The sequence below is a fragment of the Luteibacter yeojuensis genome (assembly GCF_011742875.1).
Classification (GTDB): Bacteria; Pseudomonadota; Gammaproteobacteria; order Xanthomonadales; family Rhodanobacteraceae; genus Luteibacter; species Luteibacter yeojuensis.
Window position 1 is genome coordinate 20954 of the sequence record NZ_JAAQTL010000004.1, and the last position, 23738, is coordinate 44691.

24 protein-coding genes and 1 other RNA gene are annotated in these 23738 nt (G+C 68.3%); 8 read left to right on the top strand and 17 right to left on the bottom strand.

The window, feature by feature from the left end:
* Nucleotides 1–18: 18 nt before the first annotated feature.
* The 7 genes from HBF32_RS18705 to HBF32_RS18735 form a co-directional block, all read right to left on the bottom strand.
* Nucleotides 19–1383: a DNA recombination protein RmuC gene (locus HBF32_RS18705; RefSeq protein WP_166701327.1), complete on the bottom strand. Its 1365-nt coding sequence runs from the start codon at nt 1381–1383 to the stop codon at nt 19–21.
* 127 nt (nt 1384–1510) lie between these two features.
* Nucleotides 1511–2167, bottom strand: a complete 657-nt coding sequence (gene rpiA, locus HBF32_RS18710) for a ribose-5-phosphate isomerase RpiA (protein WP_166701328.1) — start codon at nt 2165–2167, stop codon at nt 1511–1513.
* On the bottom strand, nt 2164–2607 hold the full coding sequence (locus tag HBF32_RS18715) for an EVE domain-containing protein (protein ID WP_193570567.1): 444 nt from the start codon (nt 2605–2607) through the stop codon (nt 2164–2166). The genes rpiA and HBF32_RS18715 overlap by 4 nt, the downstream gene beginning before the upstream one ends.
* Before the next feature lie 11 nt (nt 2608–2618).
* Nucleotides 2619–3230, bottom strand: coding sequence for a 5-formyltetrahydrofolate cyclo-ligase (locus HBF32_RS18720; RefSeq protein WP_166701330.1), 612 nt, complete (start codon nt 3228–3230; stop codon nt 2619–2621).
* 109 nt (nt 3231–3339) lie between these two features.
* A non-coding RNA gene (gene ssrS / locus HBF32_RS18725) (6S RNA) lies at nt 3340–3522 on the bottom strand.
* An 8-nt stretch (nt 3523–3530) separates the two neighbouring features.
* Nucleotides 3531–3839: a cell division protein ZapA gene (locus HBF32_RS18730; protein WP_166701331.1), complete on the bottom strand. Its 309-nt coding sequence runs from the start codon at nt 3837–3839 to the stop codon at nt 3531–3533.
* Nucleotides 3840–3847: 8 nt separating this feature from the next.
* On the bottom strand, nt 3848–4072 hold the full coding sequence (locus tag HBF32_RS18735; protein WP_166701332.1) for a TIGR02449 family protein: 225 nt from the start codon (nt 4070–4072) through the stop codon (nt 3848–3850).
* A 93-nt stretch (nt 4073–4165) separates the two neighbouring features.
* Between HBF32_RS18735 and HBF32_RS18740 the strand changes: the two genes are divergently transcribed.
* Both HBF32_RS18740 and HBF32_RS18745 read left to right on the top strand, forming a co-directional pair.
* On the top strand, nt 4166–4732 hold the full coding sequence (locus tag HBF32_RS18740; protein WP_166701333.1) for a UPF0149 family protein: 567 nt from the start codon (nt 4166–4168) through the stop codon (nt 4730–4732).
* Nucleotides 4729–6021 carry an aminopeptidase P N-terminal domain-containing protein gene (locus HBF32_RS18745; RefSeq protein WP_166701334.1) on the top strand — a complete coding sequence of 431 codons (1293 nt, stop codon included), beginning with the start codon at nt 4729–4731 and terminating at the stop codon, nt 6019–6021. Before HBF32_RS18740 ends, HBF32_RS18745 begins: the two co-directional genes overlap by 4 nt.
* 21 nt (nt 6022–6042) lie before the next feature.
* Here the strand turns inward: HBF32_RS18745 and pepQ are convergent, their stop codons facing one another.
* From pepQ to rph, 8 genes are all read right to left on the bottom strand, one after another.
* Nucleotides 6043–7365: a Xaa-Pro dipeptidase gene (pepQ, locus tag HBF32_RS18750; RefSeq protein ID WP_166701335.1), complete on the bottom strand. Its 1323-nt coding sequence runs from the start codon at nt 7363–7365 to the stop codon at nt 6043–6045.
* A 77-nt stretch (nt 7366–7442) separates the two neighbouring features.
* Complete coding sequence (locus HBF32_RS18755) at nt 7443–8096, bottom strand: hypothetical protein (RefSeq protein ID WP_166701336.1); 654 nt, start codon at nt 8094–8096, stop codon at nt 7443–7445.
* A gap of 16 nt (nt 8097–8112) precedes the next feature.
* Nucleotides 8113–8460 carry a PilZ domain-containing protein gene (locus HBF32_RS18760; RefSeq protein ID WP_166701337.1) on the bottom strand — a complete coding sequence of 116 codons (348 nt, stop codon included), beginning with the start codon at nt 8458–8460 and terminating at the stop codon, nt 8113–8115.
* Entirely contained in the window at nt 8457–10667 is a 2211-nt protein-coding gene (locus tag HBF32_RS18765) for a DUF1631 family protein (protein WP_166701338.1), read from the bottom strand. The genes HBF32_RS18760 and HBF32_RS18765 overlap by 4 nt, the downstream gene beginning before the upstream one ends.
* A 192-nt stretch (nt 10668–10859) precedes the next feature.
* On the bottom strand, nt 10860–12017 hold the full coding sequence (gene hemW, locus HBF32_RS18770) for a radical SAM family heme chaperone HemW (protein WP_166701339.1): 1158 nt from the start codon (nt 12015–12017) through the stop codon (nt 10860–10862).
* The gene (gene rdgB, locus HBF32_RS18775; RefSeq protein ID WP_166701340.1) at nt 12014–12607 is read right to left on the bottom strand and encodes an RdgB/HAM1 family non-canonical purine NTP pyrophosphatase; all 594 of its coding nucleotides are present in this window, start codon (nt 12605–12607) and stop codon (nt 12014–12016) included. Before rdgB ends, hemW begins: the two co-directional genes overlap by 4 nt.
* A gap of 3 nt (nt 12608–12610) precedes the next feature.
* Nucleotides 12611–13120 carry a GNAT family N-acetyltransferase gene (locus HBF32_RS18780; protein ID WP_166701341.1) on the bottom strand — a complete coding sequence of 170 codons (510 nt, stop codon included), beginning with the start codon at nt 13118–13120 and terminating at the stop codon, nt 12611–12613.
* Nucleotides 13117–13848 (bottom strand): ribonuclease PH, encoded by a 732-nt coding sequence (rph, locus tag HBF32_RS18785; RefSeq protein ID WP_166701342.1) that lies wholly within the window; start codon nt 13846–13848, stop codon nt 13117–13119. Before rph ends, HBF32_RS18780 begins: the two co-directional genes overlap by 4 nt.
* An 81-nt stretch (nt 13849–13929) precedes the next feature.
* On the opposite strand from rph, the gene HBF32_RS18790 reads away from it, so the two are divergent.
* The 3 genes from HBF32_RS18790 to HBF32_RS18800 all read left to right on the top strand — a co-directional run bounded on the left by HBF32_RS18790 (nt 13930) and on the right by HBF32_RS18800 (nt 17593).
* A complete protein-coding gene (locus HBF32_RS18790) occupies nt 13930–14793 on the top strand; it encodes a YicC/YloC family endoribonuclease (protein WP_166701343.1) in 864 nt (287 codons plus the stop codon).
* A 52-nt stretch (nt 14794–14845) separates the two neighbouring features.
* The gene (gene argS / locus HBF32_RS18795) at nt 14846–16576 is read left to right on the top strand and encodes an arginine--tRNA ligase (protein ID WP_166701344.1); all 1731 of its coding nucleotides are present in this window, start codon (nt 14846–14848) and stop codon (nt 16574–16576) included.
* 87 nt (nt 16577–16663) lie between these two features.
* Nucleotides 16664–17593: a M14 family metallopeptidase gene (locus HBF32_RS18800; RefSeq protein WP_166701345.1), complete on the top strand. Its 930-nt coding sequence runs from the start codon at nt 16664–16666 to the stop codon at nt 17591–17593.
* Nucleotides 17594–17596: 3 nt separating this feature from the next.
* Here the strand turns inward: HBF32_RS18800 and HBF32_RS18805 are convergent, their stop codons facing one another.
* Nucleotides 17597–18244, bottom strand: a complete 648-nt coding sequence (locus HBF32_RS18805) for an HD domain-containing protein (protein WP_166701346.1) — start codon at nt 18242–18244, stop codon at nt 17597–17599.
* 10 nt (nt 18245–18254) lie between these two features.
* Nucleotides 18255–18680, bottom strand: a complete 426-nt coding sequence (locus HBF32_RS18810; protein WP_166701347.1) for a cupin domain-containing protein — start codon at nt 18678–18680, stop codon at nt 18255–18257.
* A gap of 90 nt (nt 18681–18770) precedes the next feature.
* Between HBF32_RS18810 and pdxR the strand changes: the two genes are divergently transcribed.
* The 3 genes from pdxR (at nt 18771) to HBF32_RS18825 (ending at nt 23702) form a co-directional block, all read left to right on the top strand.
* Nucleotides 18771–20177, top strand: a complete 1407-nt coding sequence (gene pdxR / locus HBF32_RS18815) for a MocR-like pyridoxine biosynthesis transcription factor PdxR (RefSeq protein ID WP_166701348.1) — start codon at nt 18771–18773, stop codon at nt 20175–20177.
* 80 nt (nt 20178–20257) lie between these two features.
* Nucleotides 20258–21436, top strand: coding sequence for a M23 family metallopeptidase (locus HBF32_RS18820; RefSeq protein ID WP_166701349.1), 1179 nt, complete (start codon nt 20258–20260; stop codon nt 21434–21436).
* A gap of 64 nt (nt 21437–21500) precedes the next feature.
* On the top strand, nt 21501–23702 hold the full coding sequence (locus HBF32_RS18825; protein ID WP_166701350.1) for a penicillin acylase family protein: 2202 nt from the start codon (nt 21501–21503) through the stop codon (nt 23700–23702).
* Nucleotides 23703–23738 lie beyond the last annotated feature (36 nt).

Consider the following 23738-nt stretch of genomic DNA (forward strand, 5'->3'; position numbering starts at 1 on the left):
CTCCCACAGGAGCCCCGGTCAGTCCGGGGTTTCGGCGTCGCCGGTATCGGTGTCGTCCAGTCCCGGCACGAGATCCAGCAGGGCCTGCGACTCGTCCGACCCCAGCGATTCCACGCCGCGGAGCTTGCGCTCGATGGCCCGGGTGCGGACGCCGGCCGTGTCGATGCTGTTGCGCACGGTGTCCAGCTGCTTGCGGGTCTTCTCCAGCACCGTGGCGAACTTGCCGAACTCGTTCTTCACGGCGGCCAGCACGTGCCAGACCTCGGAGGAGCGCTTTTCGATCGCCAGGGTGCGGAAGCCCATCTGCAGGCTGTTGAGGAGGGCCGTGAGCGTGGTCGGGCCGGCCACGGTGACCCGGCACTCGCGTTGCAGCTGGTCGGACAGGCCCGGCCGGCGGATCACTTCCGCATAGAGGCCTTCGGTGGGCAGGAACAGGATGGCGAAGTCCGTGGTGTGCGGCGGGGCGATGTATTTGGCGCGGATGCGCTTCGCTTCCTCGCGCACGCGCAGCTCCAGTGCCTTGCCGGCCGCCTGCGCGCCTTCCGCATCCGCGATGTCCTGTGCGTCGAGCAGGCGCTGGTAGTCCTCCACCGGATATTTGGCGTCGATGGGCAACCAGACCGGATTGCCGTCGTCCGCGCCCGGCAGGCGGATGGCGTATTCCACGCGTTCGGCGGAGCCGGGCACCGTCGCCACGTTGCCCGCGTACTGCTCGGCGATGAGGATCTGTTCGAGCAGGGCGCCCAGCTGCACTTCGCCGAAGGTGCCGCGGGTCTTCACGTTGGTGAGCACCCGCTTCAGGTCGCCCACGCCGGCGGCGAGCGCCTGCATTTCGCCGAGACCGCGCTGCACGGCCTCCAGGCGTTCGGAGACCAGCTGGAACGACTGGCCGAGGCGGGTTTCCAGCGTGGCCTGGAGCTTCTCGTCCACGGTGGCGCGCATCTGTTCGAGCTTCGCCGCGTTATCCTGCTGGATGGCGCCGAGACGGGTTTCCAGCGTGGCACGCACCTCCGCCAGGCGCTTTTCGTTCTCGCCCGTGAGGGCGGCGAAGCGCTGGTCGATGAGTTCGCCGAAGCGCTTGAGCGTGAGCGCGGATTCCTCGCGGTTCTTGCGCGAGTCGTCGGCCAGCCCTTGGCGCAGGGATTGCAGGCCGTTGTCGGTGCGCTCGGCGAACTGGCCGAGACGCTCCCCGAGTTCGCCGCGCCCGGCGCGCTGCTCCTCCCGGATAAGGGCTTCCAGCCGGCGCGTGTCGTCGCGCAGGGTGTCGAGGCGAGCGGCACCGCCGTCGTCCTGGCGGCCCCTGGCAAGCAGGGCGGCAAGCAGCCCCAGGCAGGCCATGGCGAGCAGGAGGAGGACGATGAGGAGGATCGTTTCGAGCGTCATGTAGCGAGGTTACCCGACTGGGGGAGCCGCTTCAGCGGCGATGGGTGCTCGCGGCGAGCTTGCCCGCTGCCGCGGGATCGCCGCCGAAGCGGCTCCCACAACAGCGCTACCGTCGCCTCTGTGGATCTCAGATCTCGCGATTGCCCACGATGACCACGTCGGCCGGGCGCTTCGCGAACAGGCCCACGGTGACGACACCGACGATCTGGTTGAGGTCGGCTTCCAGTTCCACCGGATGGGTGATGCGCCAGCCGTGGACGTCGATGATCCAGTTGCCGTTGTCGGTGACCACACCGTCGCGCCACACCGGCTGGCCGCCGCGGGCGACGATTTCGCGCGCCACGTGGCTGCGTGCCATGGGGATGACTTCGATCGGCAGCGGAAACTTGCCCAGCACGTCCACCAGCTTGCTGGCATCGACGATGCAGACGAAGCGGTCGGACGCGGCCGCGACGATCTTCTCGCGCGTGAGGGCGGCGCCGCCACCCTTGATGAGGCGCTTGTGCGGATCGCACTCGTCGGCGCCGTCCACATAGAGGTCGAGGCGGCCGGCGGCGTTGAGGTCGATCACGTCGATGCCGAGCTTGCGCAGGCGCTGGGTCGAGGCCTCGGAGCTGGACACGGCCGCCTTGATGCGGTCGCGGTACTGGGAGAGCTCGTCGATGAAGAAATTTACCGTGGAGCCCGTGCCCACGCCGATGATGCCGTCCTTGAACGCGCCGTCGCCCACGTAACGGAAGGCGGCGGTTTCGGCGGCGAGGCGCTTTTCGTTGTCCTGGCTCATGGTTTTTCCAGCGTGAGGATGAAATCCCAGTCGCCCTTGGCCACCGGCATCACGGAAAGACGGTTGCCCTTGCGGACCAGCGGCATGTCGGCGAGTTCGTCGTGACCTTTCAGTTCGTCGAGCGTGATGTTGCGCGCGAGCTTGCGCTCGAACTTCACGTCCACGAGTACCCAGCGCGGTTGCTCGCGCGTGCTCTTCTCGTCGTAATACTTGGACTTCGGATTGAACTGGCTTTCGTCCGGATAGGCCGGCGAAGCCACCGTGGCGATGCCCACGATGCCCGGCACGTCGGTGTTCGAATGATAGAAGAACACCTTGTCGCCGACCTTCATGCCGTCGCGCATGAAGTTGCGCGCCTGGTAGTTGCGTACGCCGTCCCAGGCCTCGATGCCCTTGCGCTTCAGGTCGTCGATGGAAAACGTGTCCGGCTCGGACTTCATGAGCCAGTACTTCACGCGCTGCCGTCCGTGCAATCGATCAGCTCCTTGTCGGTCGCGACGTAATCGAGCGAGATGTCCCACTCGGCCGTCTCGATCGAGTCCAGTTCCTGGAAGTCGTAGGCCACGCCCACCAGGAGGGGCTTCGCGGGTCGCTTCTGCCCGCGCAGGAATTCGAAGCTGCGGTCGTAGTAGCCGCCGCCGAAGCCGAGGCGGGTGCCGCGGCGGTCGAAACCGAGCAGGGGAACGAGCACGAGGTCGAGTTCGGTGGCCTCGACGATGCGCTCCGCCGCCTTCGGCTCGGGAATGCCCATCTCGTTGGTCTCGACGTCCTGGCCCGTGGTCCACGGCGCGAAGGTGAGCCGGCGCTTGCCGCCCGACTTCGTGACGACGGGAAGGTAGAAGGTCTGGCCGCGTTCCGCCATGGGGGCAATGGCCAGGTTGAGCGGCAGTTCGCCACCCGTGGCCCAATAGCCCGCCACGTGCGTGTCGGTAAGGAATTCAGGCAATTGCTCGAGCGAATGGCGCAGCCCCTGGGCTGCCGCGACGCGCTCCGCCGGCTTCAGCTGGCGGCGGCGCTGCACGAGGTCGGCTCGCAATTCACGTCTCTCGGGAAGCTTTGACATGGTCGTTCAGCTGAACGGCACAGGCAAGGTCGCCGTCGAGCCGCCGCACCCGGTGCCGCGGGTACGACGCTGACCGGCCCCGGAAGGGCCGGTCGGCTGGAATGAAGAGGCGTTCTCCGCGATGCCGCTGCGCACCAAACGACCTTGATCCAAAGGATCAGGTGGGAGAGCTACGCAACTTCGAGGCTTTCCGTACGAGGCGGACATGCACAACAGTCGCGAAAAGCCGACCCGGGGTCGTATGTAGGAACAAGGCAAATGTAAAGTGCGCTGGCGAACACCGCAGGGAACGCCCGGTGGTTATTTTACCGATGCGTCGAGCAGACCATCAAGCTTTCTGCGCAGGGCGGCCAGCCCGTCGGTCAGGACCTGTTCCTGGGAGTCGTGCTCCTTGCGCAGCGTGAGCAGTTCGTGAGCGATGCTCACGGCCGCCAGCACGGCGATACGGTCGAAACCGGGCACCTTGGCGTTCGATTTCAGCTCGCGCATCTTGCCGTCGAGGAACTGGGCCGCGGCGATCAGGCCGGGGCGTTCCTCGGGGGCGCAGGCGATGTGGAACTCGCGGTCGAGCAGGCGCAGGGATACCGGTTCACTGGCGGTTGCATTCATGTGAAGGTTCAGCCCGTGTTCTCGAGCGCCTTCAGGCGCTGGATCATCGCTTCCACACGGCTGCGCGCCTGTTCGTTGCGTGCCATGAGTCCCGCGCGTTCGTTCGCCAGCTGTTCCTGGCTGTGCCGCAGGCTGCGGTTTTCCTCGGAAAGCCGGCGTACGGTGTCGACGAGCCGGTCGAGCGTGGCGCTCAAGGCTTCCAGTTCGGTCTTGAAGGCATCCGGGTTCGTCATGCGCGGACTATAACAGGAGGCCCGGCCTTGTAAGCAGCCCGCGAGGTAGGCCCTCTGCATTAGACTTTGGGTCCAAGCCCGAGGAGCACCGCCATGTCGGCCAACCAGACCGTCGATCCCGAAGACATCGCCGAACTCATCGAGCGCTGCAAGCTGGCCACCACGGTCAGCGAATTCCATGGCTCGCTCGTGGGTTACATCAGCGCTGGCGGCCGCTTCCCGTCCGGATCGCTGCTGGATGCCCTGCAACTCGAGCCCGATGCCGCGCCCAACGCGGAAGAGCAGGCCATGCTGGTGCGCCTGCGCCACCAGACCGAGGCGTGGCTGGCCGACACCGACCTCACCTTCGGTCCCTGGCTGCCCGAGGACGACGCCCCGCTGGCCGAGCGGGCGGAAGGCCTGGCCGAGTGGACGCGAGGCTTCCTGGGTGGATTCGGCCTGGGCGGTACCGGGGAGACGGCCAAGTCCCTCAGTGAGGATGCCCGCGAAGTGCTGAAGGACATGGCGACGATCGCCGCTTCCGAATTCGAGCTCGACGAGGACGTCGAAGGCGACGAAGAGTCGCTCACGGAGATCGAGGAGTTCGTCCGCGTGGGCGCGCTGCTGCTGCACGCCGAGGCCGGCAGCAGGAACGCACCGGCGAACGACACCCTGCATTGATCGCCGCGGCGGAGTACGCCCGGCGCCGCCGGGAACTGATGCGCATGGCGGGCGAGGACGCCGTGCTGATCCTCGCCTCCGCACCCGAGCGCATGCGCAATGCGGACGCGCCCTGGCCGTACCGGCAGGACTCCGACTTCCATTACCTCACCGGTTTCGGCGAGCCCGATGCCGTGCTGGCCCTGCTGCCTGGCCGCGCGCACGGCGAAAGCGTGCTGTTCTGCCGCGAACGCGACGCCGATCGCGAGCGCTGGGACGGCGAGCGCATGGGCACCGACCGGGCCGCGCGCGAATTGCGGCTCGACGATGCCTTCCCGATCGACGATATCGACGACATCCTGCCCGGCATGATCGAGGGCCGGTCGCGGGTCTACTGCCATTTCGGCCAGGAACCCGATTTCGACGCGCGCCTGCTGGCCTGGATGCGCCGCCTGCGCACCGCGCGGGGCGGCGGCGTGGTGCCGAAGGACCTCGTGGCGCTGGGCCACCTCCTGCACGACCTGCGCCTGTTCAAGTCGCGCGACGAGCTGGCGCTCATGCGCCGCTCGGCCGAGGTGGCCGGTGTGGCCCACCTCGCCGCCATGACCATCGCCCGCCCCGGTGTGGCCGAGTACGAAGTGGAAGGCGAGATCCTCCGCAGCATTCGCGGGCAGGGTGCCGTGCCCGCCTTCCCGCCCACGGTGGCCGGCGGCAGCAACGCCTGCATCATGCACTACCAGGCCAACCGCGCCACGCTGAAGGATGGCGACCTGCTGCTCGTCGACGCCGGCGCGGAAGTGGACTGCTACGCCTCCGACATCACCCGCACCTTCCCGGTGGGCGGTCGTTTCACGAAGGAGCAGCGGGCGCTCTACGACATCGTCCACGAGGCGCAGCTGGCGGCCATCGACGCCGTGCGACCGGGCCGTTCCTTCGGTGAAGCCCACGATGCCGCCGTGCGGATCATCGCCGAGGGACTCTGTGCCGTCGGCATCCTGCGCGGCGGCGCCGATCGCGTCGTCGCGGAAGGAAGCTACAAGACCTACTTCCCCAGCAAGACGGGCCACTGGCTTGGCCTGGACGTGCACGACGTCGGCGATTACCGCATCGACGGCGAGCCGCGCATCCTGGAGGAAGGCATGGTCGTCACCGTCGAGCCCGGCATCTATGTGCCGCCCAACGACAGGCGCGTGGACGAACGCTGGCGCGGCATCGGCATCCGCATCGAGGACGATGTGGCGGTGACCCGGGGGGCGCCCGAGGTGATGACGGCGATGGTGCCGAAATCGCCGGAAGCGCTGGAGCGGTAGGAGCGCGCTCCTACCTGTGGGTTAAAGCAACGCGAACGCGTCGCGCGTCAGGTTCTCCGGCTCGCCCGTGGTGCACACCACGTCGTCCTCGATGCGGATCCCGCCGTACTTGCGGAACGCATCCACCTTCGCCCAGTCGATGTCCGCCGAGAACGGCTTGCTCTTCAGCTCGGCCAGCAGCATGTCGATGAAATAGATGCCCGGCTCGATGGTCACCACCATGCCCGGTTCCAGGTCGCGCGTGAGGCGCAGGTACGGATGGCCCTCGGGCTTGGCGATCGTCCCGCCCGTTTCCGCAGCCTGGAAACCTCCCACGTCGTGTACCTGCAGGCCGATGCCATGCCCGAGGCCGTGCGGGAAGAACGCCGACGAGACGCCGGATTCCACGGCGCTTTCCGGGCTCATGCGGATGAAGCCGTGGTCGCGCAATACGCCGGCGAGCACATGGTGGGCATGCACGTGCAGTTCGGGGTAGTTCTGCCCCGCGCGGACCTTCGCCGCGAAGGAGCGTTCGGCGGCGTCCATCGAGTCGATGAGCGACTGGAATTCGGAAGCCTGGCTCCCGGCATAGGTGCGCGTGATGTCGCTGGCGTAACCCGATGCGCTGGCGCCGGCATCGATCAGGAACGAACGGCTTTCCGTGGGCGCGCGACGGTCGAAGTGCGTGTAGTGCAATACCGCGCCGTGCTCGTTGAGGCCGACGATGCTGGCATACGGCAGTTCGGCGTCGATCTGGCCCACCGCGGTGAGGTAGGCGAGGTGGATGCCAAGCTCGCTCTCGCCCTGGCGGAAGGCGCGCTCCGCGGCCCGGTGGCCGCGCGTGCCGAGACGGCTGGCCTCGCGCATCAGTTCGAGCTCGTACGGCGTCTTGTAGGCGCGGTGGTAGTGCAGGTGATCGATCACCGCCGGGGGATTGTTCGCGCAGACTTCCTGCAGGTTGCAGTACTGGTCCCCGACGATGGCGCAGCGCGAGAGCGCCGCCGGCAGCTCGGCGATGGCGTCGGCGGGCTTGCGCACCACCACGATGTCGAACTGGTCCACCCAGTAGCCCGAAGGCGCTTCCGGCACCACGTGCCAGTAGTCGCGCGGTTGCAGGAAAACCAGCTTCGGCTTCTCGCCCGGGGTGTAAACCAGCCAGCTTCCCGGTGCGTCGGTCAGCGGCAGCCAATGCTTGAAATGCGGGTTCGCGATGAACGGGTAATCCTGGTCGTCCAGGAATTTCGTGATCGGCCGGCCGGCCGGGACCACCAGGTGGTCGAAACCGGCGCGGGCCAGCGCGGTATCGGTGCGCTCGCGCAGGGTGGCGATGTGCTGGGGGTAGAGCGCGGCCAGCGCGTCGTTCATGGTGAATCTCCGGGGACGTGGGGCAAACGCCAATGGTGCGCCTCCCGCCTGCCGTAGCCAAGTCCGGACGTGGGGGATCAGGCGGTGGCGAAGACCACGGTGTAATCGCCGGCAATGTCGCCAAGCCGGTGGCGCAGGAGGGTGGCTGCGTACTCGTCGCCGCCAAGCAGGCCCTTCAGGTGCGCGCCGTAGAGGGTGATGGCGAAATGCCCGACCGCGAAATCGTGCGCCGGCGAGCGCCACAGGTGCAGGGGCGTCCAGGTGGCGCAGGCGGGGCAGGCCACGTAGGCCGAATCCGGCGCGTCGCACCACACGATGAGGGCCTCTTCCAGCGCGTCGCTGCCCTCGTCGCCGAGCGAGAGGGCGGCGTGGCATTCGGGGCAGCGGATGGTGAAACCGCCGTCGTAGCGGCAGAAGATGCCGTTCTCGCGACCGCCGTCCACGAGGTGGGCACCGCCGTGGCCGTCGCCGCACCAGCGGTGGCCGCTGGCGTGAAGGCCGATGGCGCGTATGCCGGTTTCCGCGACGAAGCGTTCGTCGAGCACGCGGAAGCGCGCTTCCTCGTCGCCGTCCGGTCGCGCGGCGATGGTGCCGTCGCCCACCAGTCGCAGGTACAGGCCCGTCGCGGCCGCCGCGGCGTCGTCGCGTTCGAGGTCCGTATCGACCAGGATGGTGGTGGCATCGCTCATGACGAGGGATGGTGGGCTTCCGCCGGGGGCGTCGTAAAGCATGGTCTATGGCTTCCGTTCAGTCCGCAGGTGGGCCGATCCATTCGTCGATGGCACGGACGGCGTCGTCGAGGCCGGAAATGATGCGATAGCCGGACCAGAACTGTCCCGCCGATGCCGCCGGCTCGTGCCATTGCTCCTGTATGCCGATCTCGATGCGGTGTTCGCGGTGCTGGGCGTCTGGCAACGTGAAGGCTACCTGGTACACCCCGCCGTGCGTCGGTTTGCTGGAGACCAGCAGCATCACGCCGCTCGTCGATAGATTGCCGAGCTGGCCGCATACGCGCTCGGTCATCGCGTCGACGACCGGAATAGGTGCGGTCGCGCGCTTGCGGGTGGCGCGGCGCTGGTTGAACTCGCTGCTCATGCGTGGCCCGCCATGCGCTCGAAGCCGTTTTCACGCCGCAGGTTGCGCGCCACGGCACGCCAGGCGCGGTCCACGATCGACAGCCGCTGCTCCTTCCATTCGCGCACTTCGCCGCTGGCGATGAGCCGCGCGAGGCGGGTGAGGTCGATGTCTTCGGTGCGTCCCCCGCGCTGGTTCACGAACAGGCAGCGACCGGTGCCCGGAGAGAACCAGGCCAGCTTGCGCAGGGCGATCGAGCCGTCCGCCTGGGCGAATTCGAACCAGGTGCCGAAGCGCAGGCTGGCGAAGCCGTCGTAGATGGCCTGCGCCGCGGCGTCGAGCGGCGTCGGCCGCACCGGCGTTACCGCCTCGACATGGGCGGTGCCCTCGCCGAGCCGTGGCCGCTGCTTCAGGCGCATGGCGACGTCGGTCGGGGTGAGGGCTTCGTCCCCCTGCCTGCCGGGCGGTTCGAACACACCCGCCGCCACCTGTGCCGCTTCGGCGGCATGCATGCCGAGATGTTCCAGGCCGCGTTCCACGTCCTGGCGGAGCTTCTGCGGATCGACGATCGGGCGCCGGCCAAGCAACTGGTCGGTCACGCCGAGGCAGTGCAGGAAGGCCTCGCCGTTCTCGCCGCCGCGAAGGATGTGCAGGGCGAGCACGTCGGCCCACGTGCGCTCGAGCAGGATGCGCAGCACGCCACGCGGCGCGGCGCCGCGCACCATGTGCTCGTTCATGATTTCGGTGGCGCGCTGGCGCGCGCGTTCCAGGCGGTCGCGGCCTTCCATCGCTTCGATCTGCCGGCGTTCGGCCACGTGCGCCTTGCGCGAGAGCAGGGCGATCTGCTGTTCGATGTCCGCGCGCCATGCCGGGTCGATCACCTGTGCGTGGCTGGCTTCGACGACCAGCCGTTCGAGGCGGTCGACGAGGGCCGCGTCCGGTTCGCCTTCGGCCGGATCGAGCCAGTGCTGCGCGGCTTCGCCAACGGTGTCCAGCAGCTGGCGCGCGGGGTGTTCCGCCTGGTCGAAGAAGCCGCGGTCGTTCACCGCCGCACGCAGCATGGGCCATTGCAGGCCGCCGAGCACCGCGCGACCGGGGCTGGCCGCGGCGAGTTGCTGGCCGAGGCTCTGGAACAGCATCGCGGTGAGTTCCACCGTGTCGTCCTGCTCGAGGGTGAGCTCGGCGGGCGGGGAACCGGCCGGGCGGCCGAGGTTGAGCTGGTGGATGAGTTCCTCGCGCAGCGCGTGCGCGCTGCGGATTTCGCGCTGGGCGGCGTCGGCCACCTCGGTGACATGTCCTTGCAGGGCCAGCAGCGCGGTCTGCAGTTCGTCGTCGGAGGCCAGCCGGCCGGGCGCGAAACCGGCGCCGCGCCCGGTTTGCACACGGCTGGCGAGCAGGGCGCGCAGGCCTTCCAGCACGCCGATGTGCCCCTCGACGGTGGTCGTCGCGGCAGCGGTGCTTCCGCCCACCGTTTCGGTCGCGGTTGTTTCCGCGGTCTTCGCGCGTCTTTCGGCGGCGGGCGTGGCGGCGACGCGTACGTTCGGATAGACGCGGAATCCCGGAAGGATGCCGCGCGTGCGGTAGTGCTCGTTCAGCGCGCCATAGAACGCCTCGCCATGGCCGAGCACGTGCGCGTCGACGGCCTGGAAAAGCAGCAGGCGATGCGCCACCGACAGCGGCATCGGAGCCACCGCTTCTTCCAGCGCGGCCGTGAGGGCGCGGGGGCCCGCGGGCAATGCCTCGCCTTCGAGGGGCGCCGTACCGGCGAGCACCGCCAGCCGGTACCCGAGTTCGAACAGGCTGCTCGCGCTGCGCGCCTCGCAGCGCGCCGCCATGCTCGCCAGCGCGTCGGCCTGTTCCTGTTCCTCGGGGTCCACGAGGCTGAGGGTGAGGTGCTCGGTTCCCGGCGCCGACTTGCCGCCGGTCGTCTCGCCCAGCTGGCGGAAACGCCTGGAGAGGTGCGCGGCGAAGCGATTGCGGAAGCCTGGCCCGTCGCGTTCGACGATACCCCGGCTTTCGAAGCAGGCCTGCTGCTCCAGGTGGTTGCGGCTCGCTTCCGCAGCGGCGAACAGCCGCCGATCGAAATCGCGCAGCGCGTCGCGCAGCGGCATGTCCAGCCAGGTCAGGCACAGCGACAGGCCCTGCTGCGCCTCGCGTTCGGCACGCGGCGACAGGGCGACGGGATGCGGTCCCGTCCGGCCGTACGGCGGCTGCGTGCCTGCACTCATGCGATGAGGTCCTCCTCGACCCTGCGATCCGAGTTTAGGCGGCCATACGCCGGCCACGCCAGCATATGGGTGGCTCGCTTATGGCTTAGGGCGATTGGAATAGAACCCGTTGGAGCGCCGAAGAGGCTCCCGGTCGGAGCCGGCCGCTTGCGGGAGGACATGGGATCTCCCGCAAGCGGCCTCCAGGGCGGGTCAGGGCATGAACGCCTCGATCACGTCGTTCAGGAAGCGCTGCCCCAAAGCGGTCGCTTTCAGTATGCCGGGACTGGCCTCCAGCCAGCCGCGAGCCACGCAGGCCTCGATCGACGAGGCGATGGCCTCCCGCGGCAATCCCGTCCGTTCGGCGAAATCGGTCGCCGGTACCCCGTCGATCAGGCGCAGCGCATTGAGCATGTATTCGAAGGGCAGGTCGGCGGCGGCCACGAGGCTGTCGCCGCCGATCCGGGCCGGCTGTCCGGCGATCGCCAGGTAGGCCGCGGGCAGACGGGTCTTCCAGCGGCGTCGCACGCCGCTGGCGTCGCTGATCTTGCCGTGCGCGCCCGCCCCCACGCCGAGGTAGTCGCCGAAACGCCAGTAATTGAGGTTGTGCGCGCAGCGGCGTCCCGGACGCGCATAGGCGGATACCTCGTACTGTCCGTAACCCGCCTCGGCCAGCCGTGCCTCGCAGGCTTCCTGGATGGCCCAGGCCGCATCGTCGTCCGGCAGCGGCGGCGGGTTCGCGGCAAACGCGGTGTTCGGTTCCAGCGTGAGCTGGTAATGCGAGACATGGGCCGGCGCGAGGGCGACGGCGCGCGCCACGTCGTCGAGCGCGCCCGCCAGGCTCTGTTCGGGCAGGGCATACATCAGGTCGATGTTGATGTTGTCGATGCCGGCGTCCTGCGCCTCGCGCACGGCATGGGCCGCATCGTTCGCGGAGTGGATGCGGCCGAGGCGACGCAGCTTGTCGTCGTCGAAACTCTGTACGCCGAAGGAAATGCGGTTGACGCCGGCGGCGAGATACCCGTCGAAGCGACCGTGCTCCACCGTGCCGGGATTGGTTTCCAGCGTGACTTCGGCGCCCGGCGCGAATGGCAGGCGCTCGCGCGCGCCGTCGAGGAAGCGGCCGACGAGTTCGGGCGAGAAGAGGCTGGGCGTGCCGCCGCCGAAGAACACCGTTTCCACCGTGCGCCCGTGGACTGCCGCGCCGAAGTCGCGCAGGTCCGCGTCGAGGTCGGCGAGCAAGGTATCGACATACGCCGCGTATTCGGGCGTGCCGCGCACGCCGTGCGAGTTGAAGTCGCAATAGGGGCATTTGCGCACGCACCAGGGCATGTGCACGTAAAGCGACAGCGGCGGCGGCAACAGGCTCATGCGAGGTCGACGAGGCGGTCCTTGAGCAACGCCAGCGCGCGGCCGCGGTGGCTCAGGCGATTCTTCAACGCGGGGTCGAGTTCCGCGGCCGACATGTCGTAGCCGTCGGGCAGGAACAGCGGGTCGTAGCCGAAGCCTCCCGTACCGCGTTCCGCTTCGAGGATGCGGCCGTGCCAGCGCCCTTCCGCGATCAACGGCGCCGGGTCCTCGGCGTGGCGCAGCAGGACGAGCACGGCGATGAAGTGGGCCCTGCGCTTGTCCGCCGGGACGCCGTCCAGTTCGTGCAGCAGCTTTGCCCGGTTGGCGGCGTTGTCGCCGTGCTTGCCCGCGTAACGCGCGGCGTAAAGGCCGGGCGCCCCGTCAAGCGCGTCGACGCAGATGCCCGAGTCGTCGGCGAGCGACGGCAGGCCCGTGGCGCGCGCGGCATGGCGCGCCTTGATGAGCGCGTTCTCGACGAAGGTGAGGCCGGTCTCGTCCGCATCGTCCACCCCGAGCGCAGTCTGCGGGACGAGCGCCAGGCCGGTGTCGGCCAGCAGGTGTTCGAGTTCGGCCCGTTTGCCGGCATTGCCGGAGGCCAGCACGATGCGCATCGGTCAGAGTCCTTCGGAAAATTCGGGGGCGTAATCCACACGACCGCGATAGCCGGCCAGGCCGTCCACCGTGAGCGCCAGCACCTGGAACGCGTTACCGCCCTCGAAGGCATCGTGCAGGCCGTGCGCGGAAGCCTTGGTGAAGCCGAAGCCCGCGTAGTAGGCGGGGGAGCCGAGCACGAAGACGGCCCGCGCGTCGCGCACGAAACACGCGCCGATACCTTCCTCGATCAACGCACGCCCGACGCCCTGGCGCTGGTGTGTCGGCAGCACGGCGACCGGCGCGAGGCCGAGGGCCTTGCCGTCGTCGCCTTCCTCCACCGTGAGCGGCGAGAACAGCACGTGACCGACGACGGCGTCCTCGTCGTCGACCGCCACCAGCGAGATCGCGTCGCGGCCGGCCTCGACGAGCCGCCTGACCAGGTCGGCCTCCGCGTCGCGACAGAAGGCGGCGCGATGGACGGCGACGATGGCGTCGAGGTCGGTGGCGGTCGCGGCGCGGACCCCGCTCATGGCGCGTCTTCCAGCGCGGCGCGCTGCGCCGCGACCAGCTCCGCGATGCCCTTGGTGGCGAGGTCGAGCAGGGCGTCCATTTCGTCGCGGCGGAAGGCATGGCCCTCGGCCGTGCCCTGCACCTCGATGAAGCCGCCGCCGTCGTTCATCACGACGTTCATGTCGGTGTCGCAGTTCGAGTCCTCGGCGTAATCGAGGTCGAGCACCGGGACGCCGTTATAGACGCCCACCGACACGGCGGCGATCGCGCCAAGGATGGGATTGCGCTTGATCGCGTTGCGTTTCGTCAGGGTCGCCACCGCGTCCACGAGGGCCACGTAGGCACCCGTGATGGCCGCGGTGCGCGTGCCGCCATCGGCCTGGATCACGTCGCAATCCAGGGTGATCACGCGTTCGCCGAGGGCGGCACGGTCCACGCAGGCGCGCAGGGAGCGGCCGATGAGGCGCTGGATCTCCATCGTGCGGCCGCCCTGGCCGCCGCGTGCGGCTTCGCGCTGCGTGCGGTCGGTGGTGGCACGGGGCAGCATGCCGTACTCGGCGGTGACCCAGCCCTCGCCCTTGCCGCGCAGCCACGGCGGCACGCGCTCCTCGATCGACGCGGTGCACAGCACCTTGGTGTCGCCAAAGGAAACCAGCACGGAACCTTCCGCGTGGCGGGTGTAATGGCGTTCGATGCTGACGGCGCGCAACTGGTCGTTGGCACGCCCGCTAGGACGGGTGGAGGTCATGAGGGGCCTGATTTGGGCACGGGCGGTGGGTCAGTTTACCATTGCCCCTCCTTTCCCGACGCGCATGCCGCGAGGCCATCGATGATCCGCAGCATGACCGCCTATGCCTCCGCCGAGCACGCCGGCCCGTCCGGCACGCTCACCTGCGAGCTGCGGACCGTCAATCATCGCTACCTCGAGATCAGCCCGCGCCTCCCGGACGAGATGCGCGGCTTCGAAAGCGCCCTGCGCGAGCGCATCGCCACCCGCCTGTCGCGCGGCAAGGTGGATGTCACCGTGCGCCTGCGCGCCGAGCCGGGTTCGGGCGAGGGCCTGCGCATCAATGCCTCGCTGCTCTCCCGCCTCTCCGAGCTGTCCCTGGACCTCGAACAGCGTTTCCCGCGCATGAGCGTCCAGTTCACCGAACTGCTCCGCTTCCCCGGCGTGCTCCAGCAGCCCGAGGCGGACGCCGACGCGATGCAGGCCGCCCTGCTTGACGTGCTCGACCGGGCCTTGGCGGTGTTGGGCGACACGCGCGGCCGCGAAGGCACCAAGCTGGGCGAGATCCTGCGCGAGCGCCTCGACGGCGTCGAGAAGATCGTCGCGGACGTGCGCGGTTGGCTTCCCGAGATCCGTACCGCGCTGCGCGCCCGCCTCGAATCCCGTCTTGCCGATATCCGCCAGCCCACGGACCCGGGCCGCCTCGAACAGGAACTGGTGCTGCAGATCACCCGCATGGACGTGGACGAGGAACTCGACCGCCTCGCCACCCACATCGCCGAGGCGCGCCGCGTGCTGGCGCTGAAGGAGCCGGTGGGCCGCCGCCTCGACTTCCTCATGCAGGAATTCAACCGCGAGGCGAACACCCTGGGGTCGAAGTCGGTCGATTCGCGCACCACGAACGCCGCGGTGGAGCTGAAGGTGCTGATCGAACAGATGCGCGAGCAGGTGCAGAACATCGAGTGAGCCTCGACCGCTCCCGGATCGTCCCGCCGCTCACCCACACGGAATTCCCGCTATGTCTTCGCCCGCCGGCGCCACGTTGTTCGCGCATGTCGACAACCTCCTTGCCAACGCATTCGCCGCCTGCGGCCTCGAGACGGAAGGCGTGCGCGCCGTACCCGCGCAGCGCCCCGAACTCGGCGACCTGCAATGCAACGCCATCATGCCGCTGGCCGGCCGGCTGAAACGCCCGCCCCGCGAACTCGCGGCCGCCGTGGCGGCGAAACTCGAAGCGCTGGACGATTTCGCGAACATCAATGTCGCGGGCCCCGGCTTCATCAACCTCACGCTCTCCGACCGCGTGCTCTCGCATTTCGCGGCGACGCAGGCCGCCGCTCCCCGCGGCGGCATCGTGGCCCAGCCGGCCGAGACGATCGTCATCGACTTCGGTGGTCCCAACGTCGCCAAGCCATTGCATGTCGGTCACCTCCGCTCGCTGGTGCTGGGCGAAAGCCTGCGGCGCATCCTCCAGGCCCAGGGACATCGCGTCATCGGCGATGTGCACCTGGGCGACTGGGGCCTGCAGATGGGCATGCTGATCTCCGAAGCGCTGGTCGCCTGGCCCGAGCTTGCCGAGGACGGCCCGTGGCGCGACGACCCGCCGTTCGACATGCAGACCTTGCAGGAGCTCTACCCGCGCGTGGCCGCCGCATGCAAGGCCGATCCCGAGCGTATGGCCGTCGCGCGCGCCGCCACGGCCGCCCTGCAGGCGGGCAGCGAGCGGCACATGCGCATATGGGAAGTCGTGCGTCGCGTTTCGCTGGAAGCGCAGGCGAAGGATTTCGCCACGCTCGACGCGCACTTCGACGAACTGCTCGGCGAAAGCCATGTCCAGCCGCTGATTCCCGACATGGTCGCCGACCTGGTCGCGCGCGGCGTGGCCGTTCGCAGCGACGGCGCGCTGGTGATCGACGTGGCCCGGGAGGACGATGAATCGCCCATGCCGCCGCTGCTGCTCGAGAAGTCGGACGGCGCGTCCCTGTACGCGACCACCGATCTGGCGACGATCCTCGACAGGCAGCGGCGCCACCATCCGTCGCGCATCGTCTATGTCGTCGACCAGCGCCAGTCGCTGCATTTCGCCCAGGTCTTCCGTGCGGCCAGGGTGGCGGGGTTCGCCGACGGGACCGAGCTGGTCCACGTCGGCTTCGGTACCGTGAACGGAGCCGACGGGAAGCCGTACAAGACCCGCGACGGCGGCGTGGCACAACTGCGCGACCTCCTCGCGGATGCGCTGGACAAAGCGCGCTCGCGACAGGACGAAAGCGATCCCGAACTCGCGGCGGCCATCGGCATCGCCGCCGTGAAATTCGCCGATCTCTCGACCTACCGGACCTCGGGTTACATCTTCGACGCCGAGCGCATGGTGTCTTTCGAGGGGCGCACCGGACCCTACGTGCAGTACGCCTGCGTGCGCATCGCGTCGATCCTCGAGAAGGCTTCGCGCGAAGGTGTCGCGGCCGGCGACATCGAGGTGAAGGAGCAGGCCGAGCGCCAGCTCGTATTGCTGTGCGCCCGTTTTCCCGAGGTGGTCGAGTCGTCGGCTTCGGGTTACGCGCCGAACGTGATCGCCGACTTCGCCTACGAACTGGCGCAGGCGTTCAGCCGCTTCTACGCCGAATGCCCCGTGCTCGCTGCACCGGGTGCCGGCGAGCGTGCCTCGCGACTGGCGCTTGCGCGGTTGACGCTCGGTGTCCTCACTGTCGCGCTCGATGTGCTTGGTATCCGGGTGCCCGCACGCATGTAAGCGCGGGGGAGGGGCGATGTTTCGCGGGCTTTTCGCCTCGATGGGGTGGCGTGGTTAGAATGCCGCTCCACCAGACGAGATGCGCCCGTGAACCAGCAGACGCCGTATGCCATCGGTACGCCCGGAAAGCCCTGGGGTGCCGCCGAGATCGCCACATGGCGTTCGCGCCAGGTGAAGCGGCGCGACTTCGGGCAGGATGTCCTCCGGGCAATCGATTCCCTGCGCGAACGCTTCGACATCTCCGGATACGGCAAGCTGGACTATGACGGCGAGCGCTTCCCCTTGCTCGCGGTCCGCACCCTCGACTGGCGCGACGATCTGCCGGTCATGCTGGTCACAGGTGGCGTGCACGGTTACGAAACCAGCGGTGTGCACGGCGCCCTGCAATTCCTGCGCGATCACGGCGGCGACTACGCGGGTCGCGCCAACGTTCTCGTTGTACCCTGCGTCAGCCCCTGGGCTTACGAGCGTATCCACCGCTGGAATCCGGACGCCATCGATCCGAACCGGAATTTCCGCGAGGGCAGTCCCTCGGGCGAGGCCGCCGCGCTGGTGAACCTGCTGGCACCGCTGCACGGCCGCGTCCTCATGCACATCGACCTGCACGAGACGACCGATTCCGACGAATCCGAATTCCGCCCGGCGCTGGCCGCGCGCGACGGCAAGCCCTTCGAGCCGGGCGAGATTCCCGACGGTTTCTACCTCGTCGACGACACGGAGAATCCGCAGCCCGCTTTCCAGCAGGCGGTGATCGAGGCGGTGGCGAAGGTCACCCACATCGCCCCGGCGGATGCCAGGGGCGAAATCATCGGTTCGCCGCAGGTGGCGCCCGGCGTCATCGAGTACGCATTGAAGGCGCTTGGCCTCTGCGCCGGTATCACCGGCGCGCGCTACACGACCACCACCGAGGTCTATCCGGACAGTCCGCGAGCGACGCCGCAGCAATGCAACGATGCGCAGGTGGCGGCGGTGCGCGCCGCGATCGCGTATGCGCTGGCGGCACCTGCGATGACCTGAGGATCAGTGTGCCCAGGGCGATGCGGCGATGACGCTGCAGATGTCCACGCGCCGGAAATCCGGGTCCCGGCAGGCCAGGAAGTCGTCGTTGAACGTGCCGAACGTGCTCTCGGGGCGATGCCTCATGCCTTCGTAAAACGTGTCGATGATGTCGTTCTTGAAGGTTTTCTCGCGAGGATACGCCTGGGTGACGGCGTCGAGTTCCTCGTCGGTGAACTGCGTGTAGTGACGTCCGGCCACGTCCATGCCCGCGCCCACGTGGAGCAGGGTGGCTTCCGCGTGCAGGAATTCGGGAATGCCCGGGGTCGTGTGGAAGGCGATCGCGCCCCAGGTCTTCTGCGCATCGGCTTCGGGCACGCCATGGCTGCGCAGGAAGTCGCGTGCCGCGTTGGCACCGTCCACTTCGAAGCGCAGGCGGCTGCGCTGATAATGCGCCGTGAGGCCAAGGTCGTGGAACATCGCCGCGACGTAGAGGAGCTCGGGATCGTAGGCGAGTCCTTCGCGCTTGCCCATCAGCGCCGCCCAGAAATACACGCGATGAGAGTGCTGGAAGAGCAGGTTGTGTCCGGTGTCGCGCAGCAGTTCCGCCGCCTCGCGGGCCACGCGGCTGTCCGGGATCGCCACGCCCAGGCGGAAGATGGATCGGTTCATCGCGCCCATCTCACTTGTCCGGCGTGGTGAGCGTCGTTTCGCTGCTGTCGACCACGAACACCGCGAGCAGCTTCGCCGGCTCGGTCTTGCTGGCGTTGCGGCTCACGCCATGGTGCTGGCCTGGCTGTTCGTAGAAGGACTCGCCTGCTTTGTAGACGCGTGCCGGACCGTCGTCCACCTTGCTTTCGATGGCACCCGAAACGACGTAGGCGTAAATGAACGCCGACTTCGCGTGCGTATGCGGCTGGCTGGCGCCGCCGGGCGGGTAGGTGACTTCCACCGCGGTGAGCGTCTTGCCGGGGATGTTGGGAATGGCGTGGGAAAAGTTCGGCTTGACGTTGTCGCCCGCGCCGTGGGCAGTGGCGGCGGTCGCCAGCGACAACGCGGCCGTGGCGGCGAGGGCGGCGAGGGCGGCGAGGAATCGATTCGCTTTCATGGGATGACTCCGTGGGGATGTGACATCTTGCGCCGCCTGTAGTGCACCTAAAAGAACCAGGAATGCCCGCGTCGGATGTACCATGGCGGCATGACGCCCCGACTGGACATCAAGCTCGATCGCGCGGCCAGCACGACGCTTGCCGAGCAGATCCGTCTTGGCGTCCTGGCCGCTATCGAGAGCGGCGCGCTGGCCCCCGGTGCCCGGCTGCCCTCGTGGCTGACCCTCGCGGCGCAGCTCGGCGTGGCGCGCGGCACCGTGAAGTCCGCCTACGAGCGGCTGGCCGACGAGCAAGTGGTCGTTTCGTCCGGTTCGGGCGGCACGCGGGTGGCCGATCACCCGGTACGGGCGGGGGCCGTGGTCCGTCCCATCGAGGCCGACGACACCCCCGCGCAGTACGCGCATCTCGTCGCCCCGCAATCCACGTTCCAGATGGGCGTACCGGCGTCGGATTGTCTTCCGGTGGGGCTGCTCGCCCGCCTGCGCGCGCAAGCCGCGCGTGCGGAGGTCGCCGCGCCGGCGGTGTATCCCGACCCGCGCGGCGAAGCGGCCCTGAAGCGGGAGATCGCGGCGCACCTCGCGCTGGCCCGGGGGCTGGACTGCCGTCCGTCGCAGGTCTTCATCACGGCTGGGTTCACCGGTGCCCTCGCCCATGTCATCAGGTTGCTCGAAGTCGAGGGCGGCAAGGCATGGATGGAGGACCCCGGCTTCTTCCAGAGCCGTCGCGCGCTCGAACTCGCGGGCCTTGCGCCGATACCGGTGCCGGTGGACGAGGAAGGCATCGACATCGACTACGGCATCGCGAACGGATCCGATGCCTCCGTGGTTCTGTTGACACCCGGACAACAGGCGCCGCTCGGCCCGACGTTGTCCCTGCGCAGGCGGGTCCAGCTGATCGAATGGGCCGCGCGCAACGGCACCTGGATCATCGAGGACGATTATCTTGGCGAGCTCCAGCTGAAACGTCGTGCCGCCCCCGCACTGGCCTCGCTGGACGGTTTCGGGCGGGTGATCCATATCGGCTCGTTCAGCAAGACGGTAAGCCCGTCGCTTCGCCTGGGTTTCGTCGTCGTTCCGCCCGCGCTCGTCGACCGGTTCAACGAGGTCGTGATGTGCCTGGGCTCGGCGCCCAGCCCCGCCGTCCAGAACGCCATCGCGGAATTCATGCGCGAAGGGCATTACATGCGGCACCTGCGCCGGATGAAACGCATCTATGCCGAGCGCGGCGAATTGCTGAGAACGACACTGGAGGGCCAAGGCTACGATGTGCGTATTGGCGGGCTCAGCGTGGTGCTGCGCCTTCCGGACGGCACGCCGGACCTGGCCATCGCAGGAGAGGCGCGCGAGCTGGGGCTCGCGCCGGAACCCCTGAGCCGATGGTTCGATCCCGGCAGCCGGCCGGAGCGCGGACTGCTGCTCGGCATCGCTACCGCCAACGAAGCACGGATACCCGATGCCTGCCATCGTCTGCATGCATTGATCCAGAAACACCGCTGAACGGCCCGGTCGACACCGGCCAGGCACTGGAAATCCGGACGGACCCGGTGAAGACTTGCCGCTTAGCTTCCCGGGAGCGCATGGATGACATCACTGTCATGAAGAAGGCCGCCGTGGTCCCGCTGTCGCTGTTCGTCGCATGCATCGTCGCCGGTCTTCCCGCCGTCGCGGCGTCCGCCGCCGACGCGTCGACCGTGCAAGCCAAGGTCGCGGTGCCTCCGTGGCCTTTCCCCATGGCGGGAAAGTCGTGGCTGGTCTACGAACTGCACCTTGCCAACACCGGTCGTTCGCCCGTGGAAGTGGTGCGACTGGATGCGGTCGACGCGGCGGTGCCTGGCGATGCGCTCGCGCACTGGGAGGGGAAGGCACTGGCGGATCGCATCGCTCTCCCGGGGGCGTCGCAGGCATCGCCGGTCCTGCCACCGGGCGCGGCGCGGATCGTTTACCTCGAGGTGCCGCTTCGTGCCGGCCCGCCGCCACGGGCGATCGCGCACGTCGTCTGCTTCCGCGTCGCGAACGATGCGACGGCAGTGGCCGGATGCGAGACGGGCGGCCGCAGCGTCCTCGCCACCCAGCCGTTGCCGGTGCTCGCGCCGCCGGTAAGAAAAGGTCCCTGGGTCGCGGTATACACGGTGGCCGCGCCGCGTGGCCATCGCCGCGTGATCTCGAGCGGAGACGGCTCGACGGGCATTCCCCAGCGCTTCGCGATCGACTGGATGCTCGTGGGCGAGAAGGGCGGCCTGTACCGGGGCGACGAAGAGAAGGTGGCGAACTGGTACGGCTACGGCCGCGATGTCCTCGCCGTCGCCAGCGGCACCGTGGTCGATGCGCACGACGGCATGGCGGAGAGCCCCGTGCTGGAGAACCGCAAGTATCCCGGCCTCGAAGCGAGCGGGAATTTCGTCTCGCTCTCGCTGGGCGATGGCTTGTACGCGCACTACGAGCACCTGAAGCCCGGCAGCATCCGCGTCCGTCGCGGCGAGCACGTCGTGGTCGGCCAGGTGATCGGTTCGCTTGGTTACACGGGGAACTCGACGGGACCGCACCTGCATCTCCATGTGAGCACGGGAGCCGGCCCGATGTCGGGCGACGGCGTGCCGTACCTTGTGCGCGACGCCACCGTGGTCGGGCGGTACGCTTCGCTCGACGATTTCGGCAAGGGCCTGCCGTGGTCGCACGACGGAGCCGAGCCAGCGACGACGGCGGGGCGGCGGCCCGCCGAAGGCGCGGTGGTCGAATTTCCGGGAGCGGGAAGATAGGTCGAGGAGCGTCCGGCACTTGACCTGGCAAGCTGGAGAGGGGCTAGCATCGGCGATCGCTACCATGGCAACTATCCCGATGATCCTTCGCCGGCACGCTCTTTTCGTCGCCCTGGTCCTTGCCAGTCCCGTCGCCCTCGCGAGCCCGACGGCGACGGATGCGGCGCGCTGGAAGAAAGAGGCGGCCGCGGTCACCGTGATACGCGACGACTGGGGCATTGCCCACGTGCACGGCAAGCGCGACGCCGATGCGGTCTTCGGCATGGCCTATACCCAGGCCGAAGACGACTTCAATCGCATCGAGACGAATTACCTCACATCGCTGGGCTGGATGGCGCAGGCCGAGGGTGAATCCGCGCTGTGGACCGATCTGCGCCAGCGCCTGTTCGTCGACGAGGCGCAGCTCAAATCGATGTACGCGCGCGCACCTTCATGGCTGAAGGGATTGATGGATGCGTGGGCCGATGGACTCAACTATTACCTCGCGACGCATCCCGACGTGCACCCACGCGTCATCGGGCATTTCGAGCCGTGGATGGCGCTCGGCTTCAGCGAGGGCAGCATCGGCGGCGACATCGAACGCGTGAAGCCCTCGGGTTTGCAGGCGTTCTACGGCAAGGATCCGGCCGGCGCGCTCGCACAGTTCGTGCCGCCCTCCAGCTGGGCCGAGCCTTCCGGATCCAACGGCATCGCCATCGCGCCGAAACTCACGGCCGGCGGTCACGCGCTCCTGTTGATCAATCCGCACACCTCTTTCTTCTTCCGCTCCGAATTGCAGATGTCGAGCGACGAGGGCCTGGATGCGTATGGCGCGGTCACCTGGGGCCAGTTCTTCATCTACCAGGGTTTCAACAGGCACATCGGCTGGATGCATACCTCGACCGGTGCCGATGTCGTCGACGAGTTCGCCGAAACCATCGAGCACAAGGGCGGCAAGCTGTTCTATCGCTACGGCAAGGCGCTGCGGCCGGTGACGGTACGCGAGATCGTCGTGCCCGTGCGTGCGGCGGATGGTTCGCTCATCGAACGCCGCTTCACGACCTACGCCACGCACCACGGCCCCATCGTTCGCGCGGACGGCGACAAGTGGATCGCCGAGGCGCTGATGAACAAGCCGCTGGAGGCCTTGCAGCAAAGCTGGCTGCGTACCAAGGCCAACGATTACGCCGCCTACATGAAGGTGGCGGAGTTCAAGGCGAACTCGTCGAACAACACGCTTTACGCGGACGACAAGGGCAATATCGCCTACCTGCATCCGCAGTTCATCCCGAAGCGCGACGACCGCTTCGACTATACGAAGCCAGTGGACGGCAGCAATCCGGACACCGACTGGCAGGGCCTGCTGCCGCTTGACAGAGCGCCGCACGTGTTCAACCCCGCGACGGGCTGGGCCTTCAATACGAACGACTGGCCGTACTCGGCCGCCGGCCCGGACAGCCCGAAGCCGGCGGATTTTCCGCGCTACATGGATTCGGTCGGCGAGAATCCGCGCGGTTTGCATGCGACGCGCGTGCTCACGGGTCGCAAGGGCTTCACCCTCGCATCGCTCATCGATGCCGCCTTCGATCCGTACCTGCCGGCGTTCGCGCGACAATTGCCGATCCTCATCGCGGACTACGATGCGCTGCCGGCCAGCGATCCGATGAAGCAGACGCTCGCGGGTCCGGTCGCGCTGCTGCGCACCTGGGACTATCGCTGGGGCATCGCGTCGATGCCGACGTCGCTCGCGGTGTTCTGGGGCGATATCCTCTGGGACAAGGCGAGCAAGCTCGACACCGCCGAAGGCCTTTCCGTGTACGACGTGATGGCCGAGAAGGCCGGTCCGAAGGCGCGGCTCGGTGCACTGGCCGAGGCCGCCGACCGTCTGGAGCGGGACTTCGGGAGTTGGGGCGTGCCCTGGGGGGAAGTGAACCGCTTCCAGCGCGTGGACGGTGCCCTCAAGCAGCGTTTCGACGATGCGAAGCCGAGCATCCCCGTGCCGTTTACCTCGTCGCGATGGGGCTCGCTGGCATCGTTCGGCGCCCACCGCTGGCCCGGCACGAAGCGCTATTACGGCACGAGCGGCAACAGCTTCGTCGCCGTGGTGGAATTCGGGCCCAAGGTCAGCGCGCGCGCGATCACCGCGGGCGGCGAAAGCGGCGACCCGTCGTCGAACCATTTCAACGACGAGGCCGAGCGCTATACGACCGGCAATCTCCGCAAGGTGTACTTCTGGCCGGAAGACCTGCAAGGCCACACGGAGCGCACGTACCACCCGGGCGAATGACGCCGGCCGACTCCCTGTAGGAGCCGCCATGGCGGC

Excerpts from the sequence above, each read along its gene's own strand:
- HBF32_RS18705 (WP_166701327.1), bottom strand. The coding sequence starts at position 1,383 with ATGACGCTCGAAACGATCCTCCTCATCGTCCTCCTCCTGCTCGCCATG.
- rpiA (WP_166701328.1), bottom strand. The coding sequence starts at position 2,167 with ATGAGCCAGGACAACGAAAAGCGCCTCGCCGCCGAAACCGCCGCCTTC.
- HBF32_RS18715 (WP_193570567.1), bottom strand. The coding sequence starts at position 2,607 with ATGAAGTCCGAGCCGGACACGTTTTCCATCGACGACCTGAAGCGCAAG.
- HBF32_RS18720 (WP_166701330.1), bottom strand. The coding sequence starts at position 3,230 with ATGTCAAAGCTTCCCGAGAGACGTGAATTGCGAGCCGACCTCGTGCAG.
- HBF32_RS18730 (WP_166701331.1), bottom strand. The coding sequence starts at position 3,839 with ATGAATGCAACCGCCAGTGAACCGGTATCCCTGCGCCTGCTCGACCGC.
- HBF32_RS18735 (WP_166701332.1), bottom strand. The coding sequence starts at position 4,072 with ATGACGAACCCGGATGCCTTCAAGACCGAACTGGAAGCCTTGAGCGCC.
- HBF32_RS18740 (WP_166701333.1), top strand. The coding sequence starts at position 4,166 with ATGTCGGCCAACCAGACCGTCGATCCCGAAGACATCGCCGAACTCATC.
- pepQ (WP_166701335.1), bottom strand. The coding sequence starts at position 7,365 with ATGAACGACGCGCTGGCCGCGCTCTACCCCCAGCACATCGCCACCCTG.
- HBF32_RS18755 (WP_166701336.1), bottom strand. The coding sequence starts at position 8,096 with ATGCTTTACGACGCCCCCGGCGGAAGCCCACCATCCCTCGTCATGAGC.
- HBF32_RS18760 (WP_166701337.1), bottom strand. The coding sequence starts at position 8,460 with ATGAGCAGCGAGTTCAACCAGCGCCGCGCCACCCGCAAGCGCGCGACC.
- HBF32_RS18765 (WP_166701338.1), bottom strand. The coding sequence starts at position 10,667 with ATGAGTGCAGGCACGCAGCCGCCGTACGGCCGGACGGGACCGCATCCC.
- hemW (WP_166701339.1), bottom strand. The coding sequence starts at position 12,017 with ATGAGCCTGTTGCCGCCGCCGCTGTCGCTTTACGTGCACATGCCCTGG.
- rdgB (WP_166701340.1), bottom strand. The coding sequence starts at position 12,607 with ATGCGCATCGTGCTGGCCTCCGGCAATGCCGGCAAACGGGCCGAACTC.
- HBF32_RS18780 (WP_166701341.1), bottom strand. The coding sequence starts at position 13,120 with ATGAGCGGGGTCCGCGCCGCGACCGCCACCGACCTCGACGCCATCGTC.
- rph (WP_166701342.1), bottom strand. The coding sequence starts at position 13,848 with ATGACCTCCACCCGTCCTAGCGGGCGTGCCAACGACCAGTTGCGCGCC.
- HBF32_RS18790 (WP_166701343.1), top strand. The coding sequence starts at position 13,930 with ATGATCCGCAGCATGACCGCCTATGCCTCCGCCGAGCACGCCGGCCCG.
- argS (WP_166701344.1), top strand. The coding sequence starts at position 14,846 with ATGTCTTCGCCCGCCGGCGCCACGTTGTTCGCGCATGTCGACAACCTC.
- HBF32_RS18805 (WP_166701346.1), bottom strand. The coding sequence starts at position 18,244 with ATGAACCGATCCATCTTCCGCCTGGGCGTGGCGATCCCGGACAGCCGC.
- HBF32_RS18810 (WP_166701347.1), bottom strand. The coding sequence starts at position 18,680 with ATGAAAGCGAATCGATTCCTCGCCGCCCTCGCCGCCCTCGCCGCCACG.
- pdxR (WP_166701348.1), top strand. The coding sequence starts at position 18,771 with ATGACGCCCCGACTGGACATCAAGCTCGATCGCGCGGCCAGCACGACG.
- HBF32_RS18820 (WP_166701349.1), top strand. The coding sequence starts at position 20,258 with ATGGATGACATCACTGTCATGAAGAAGGCCGCCGTGGTCCCGCTGTCG.
- HBF32_RS18825 (WP_166701350.1), top strand. The coding sequence starts at position 21,501 with ATGGCAACTATCCCGATGATCCTTCGCCGGCACGCTCTTTTCGTCGCC.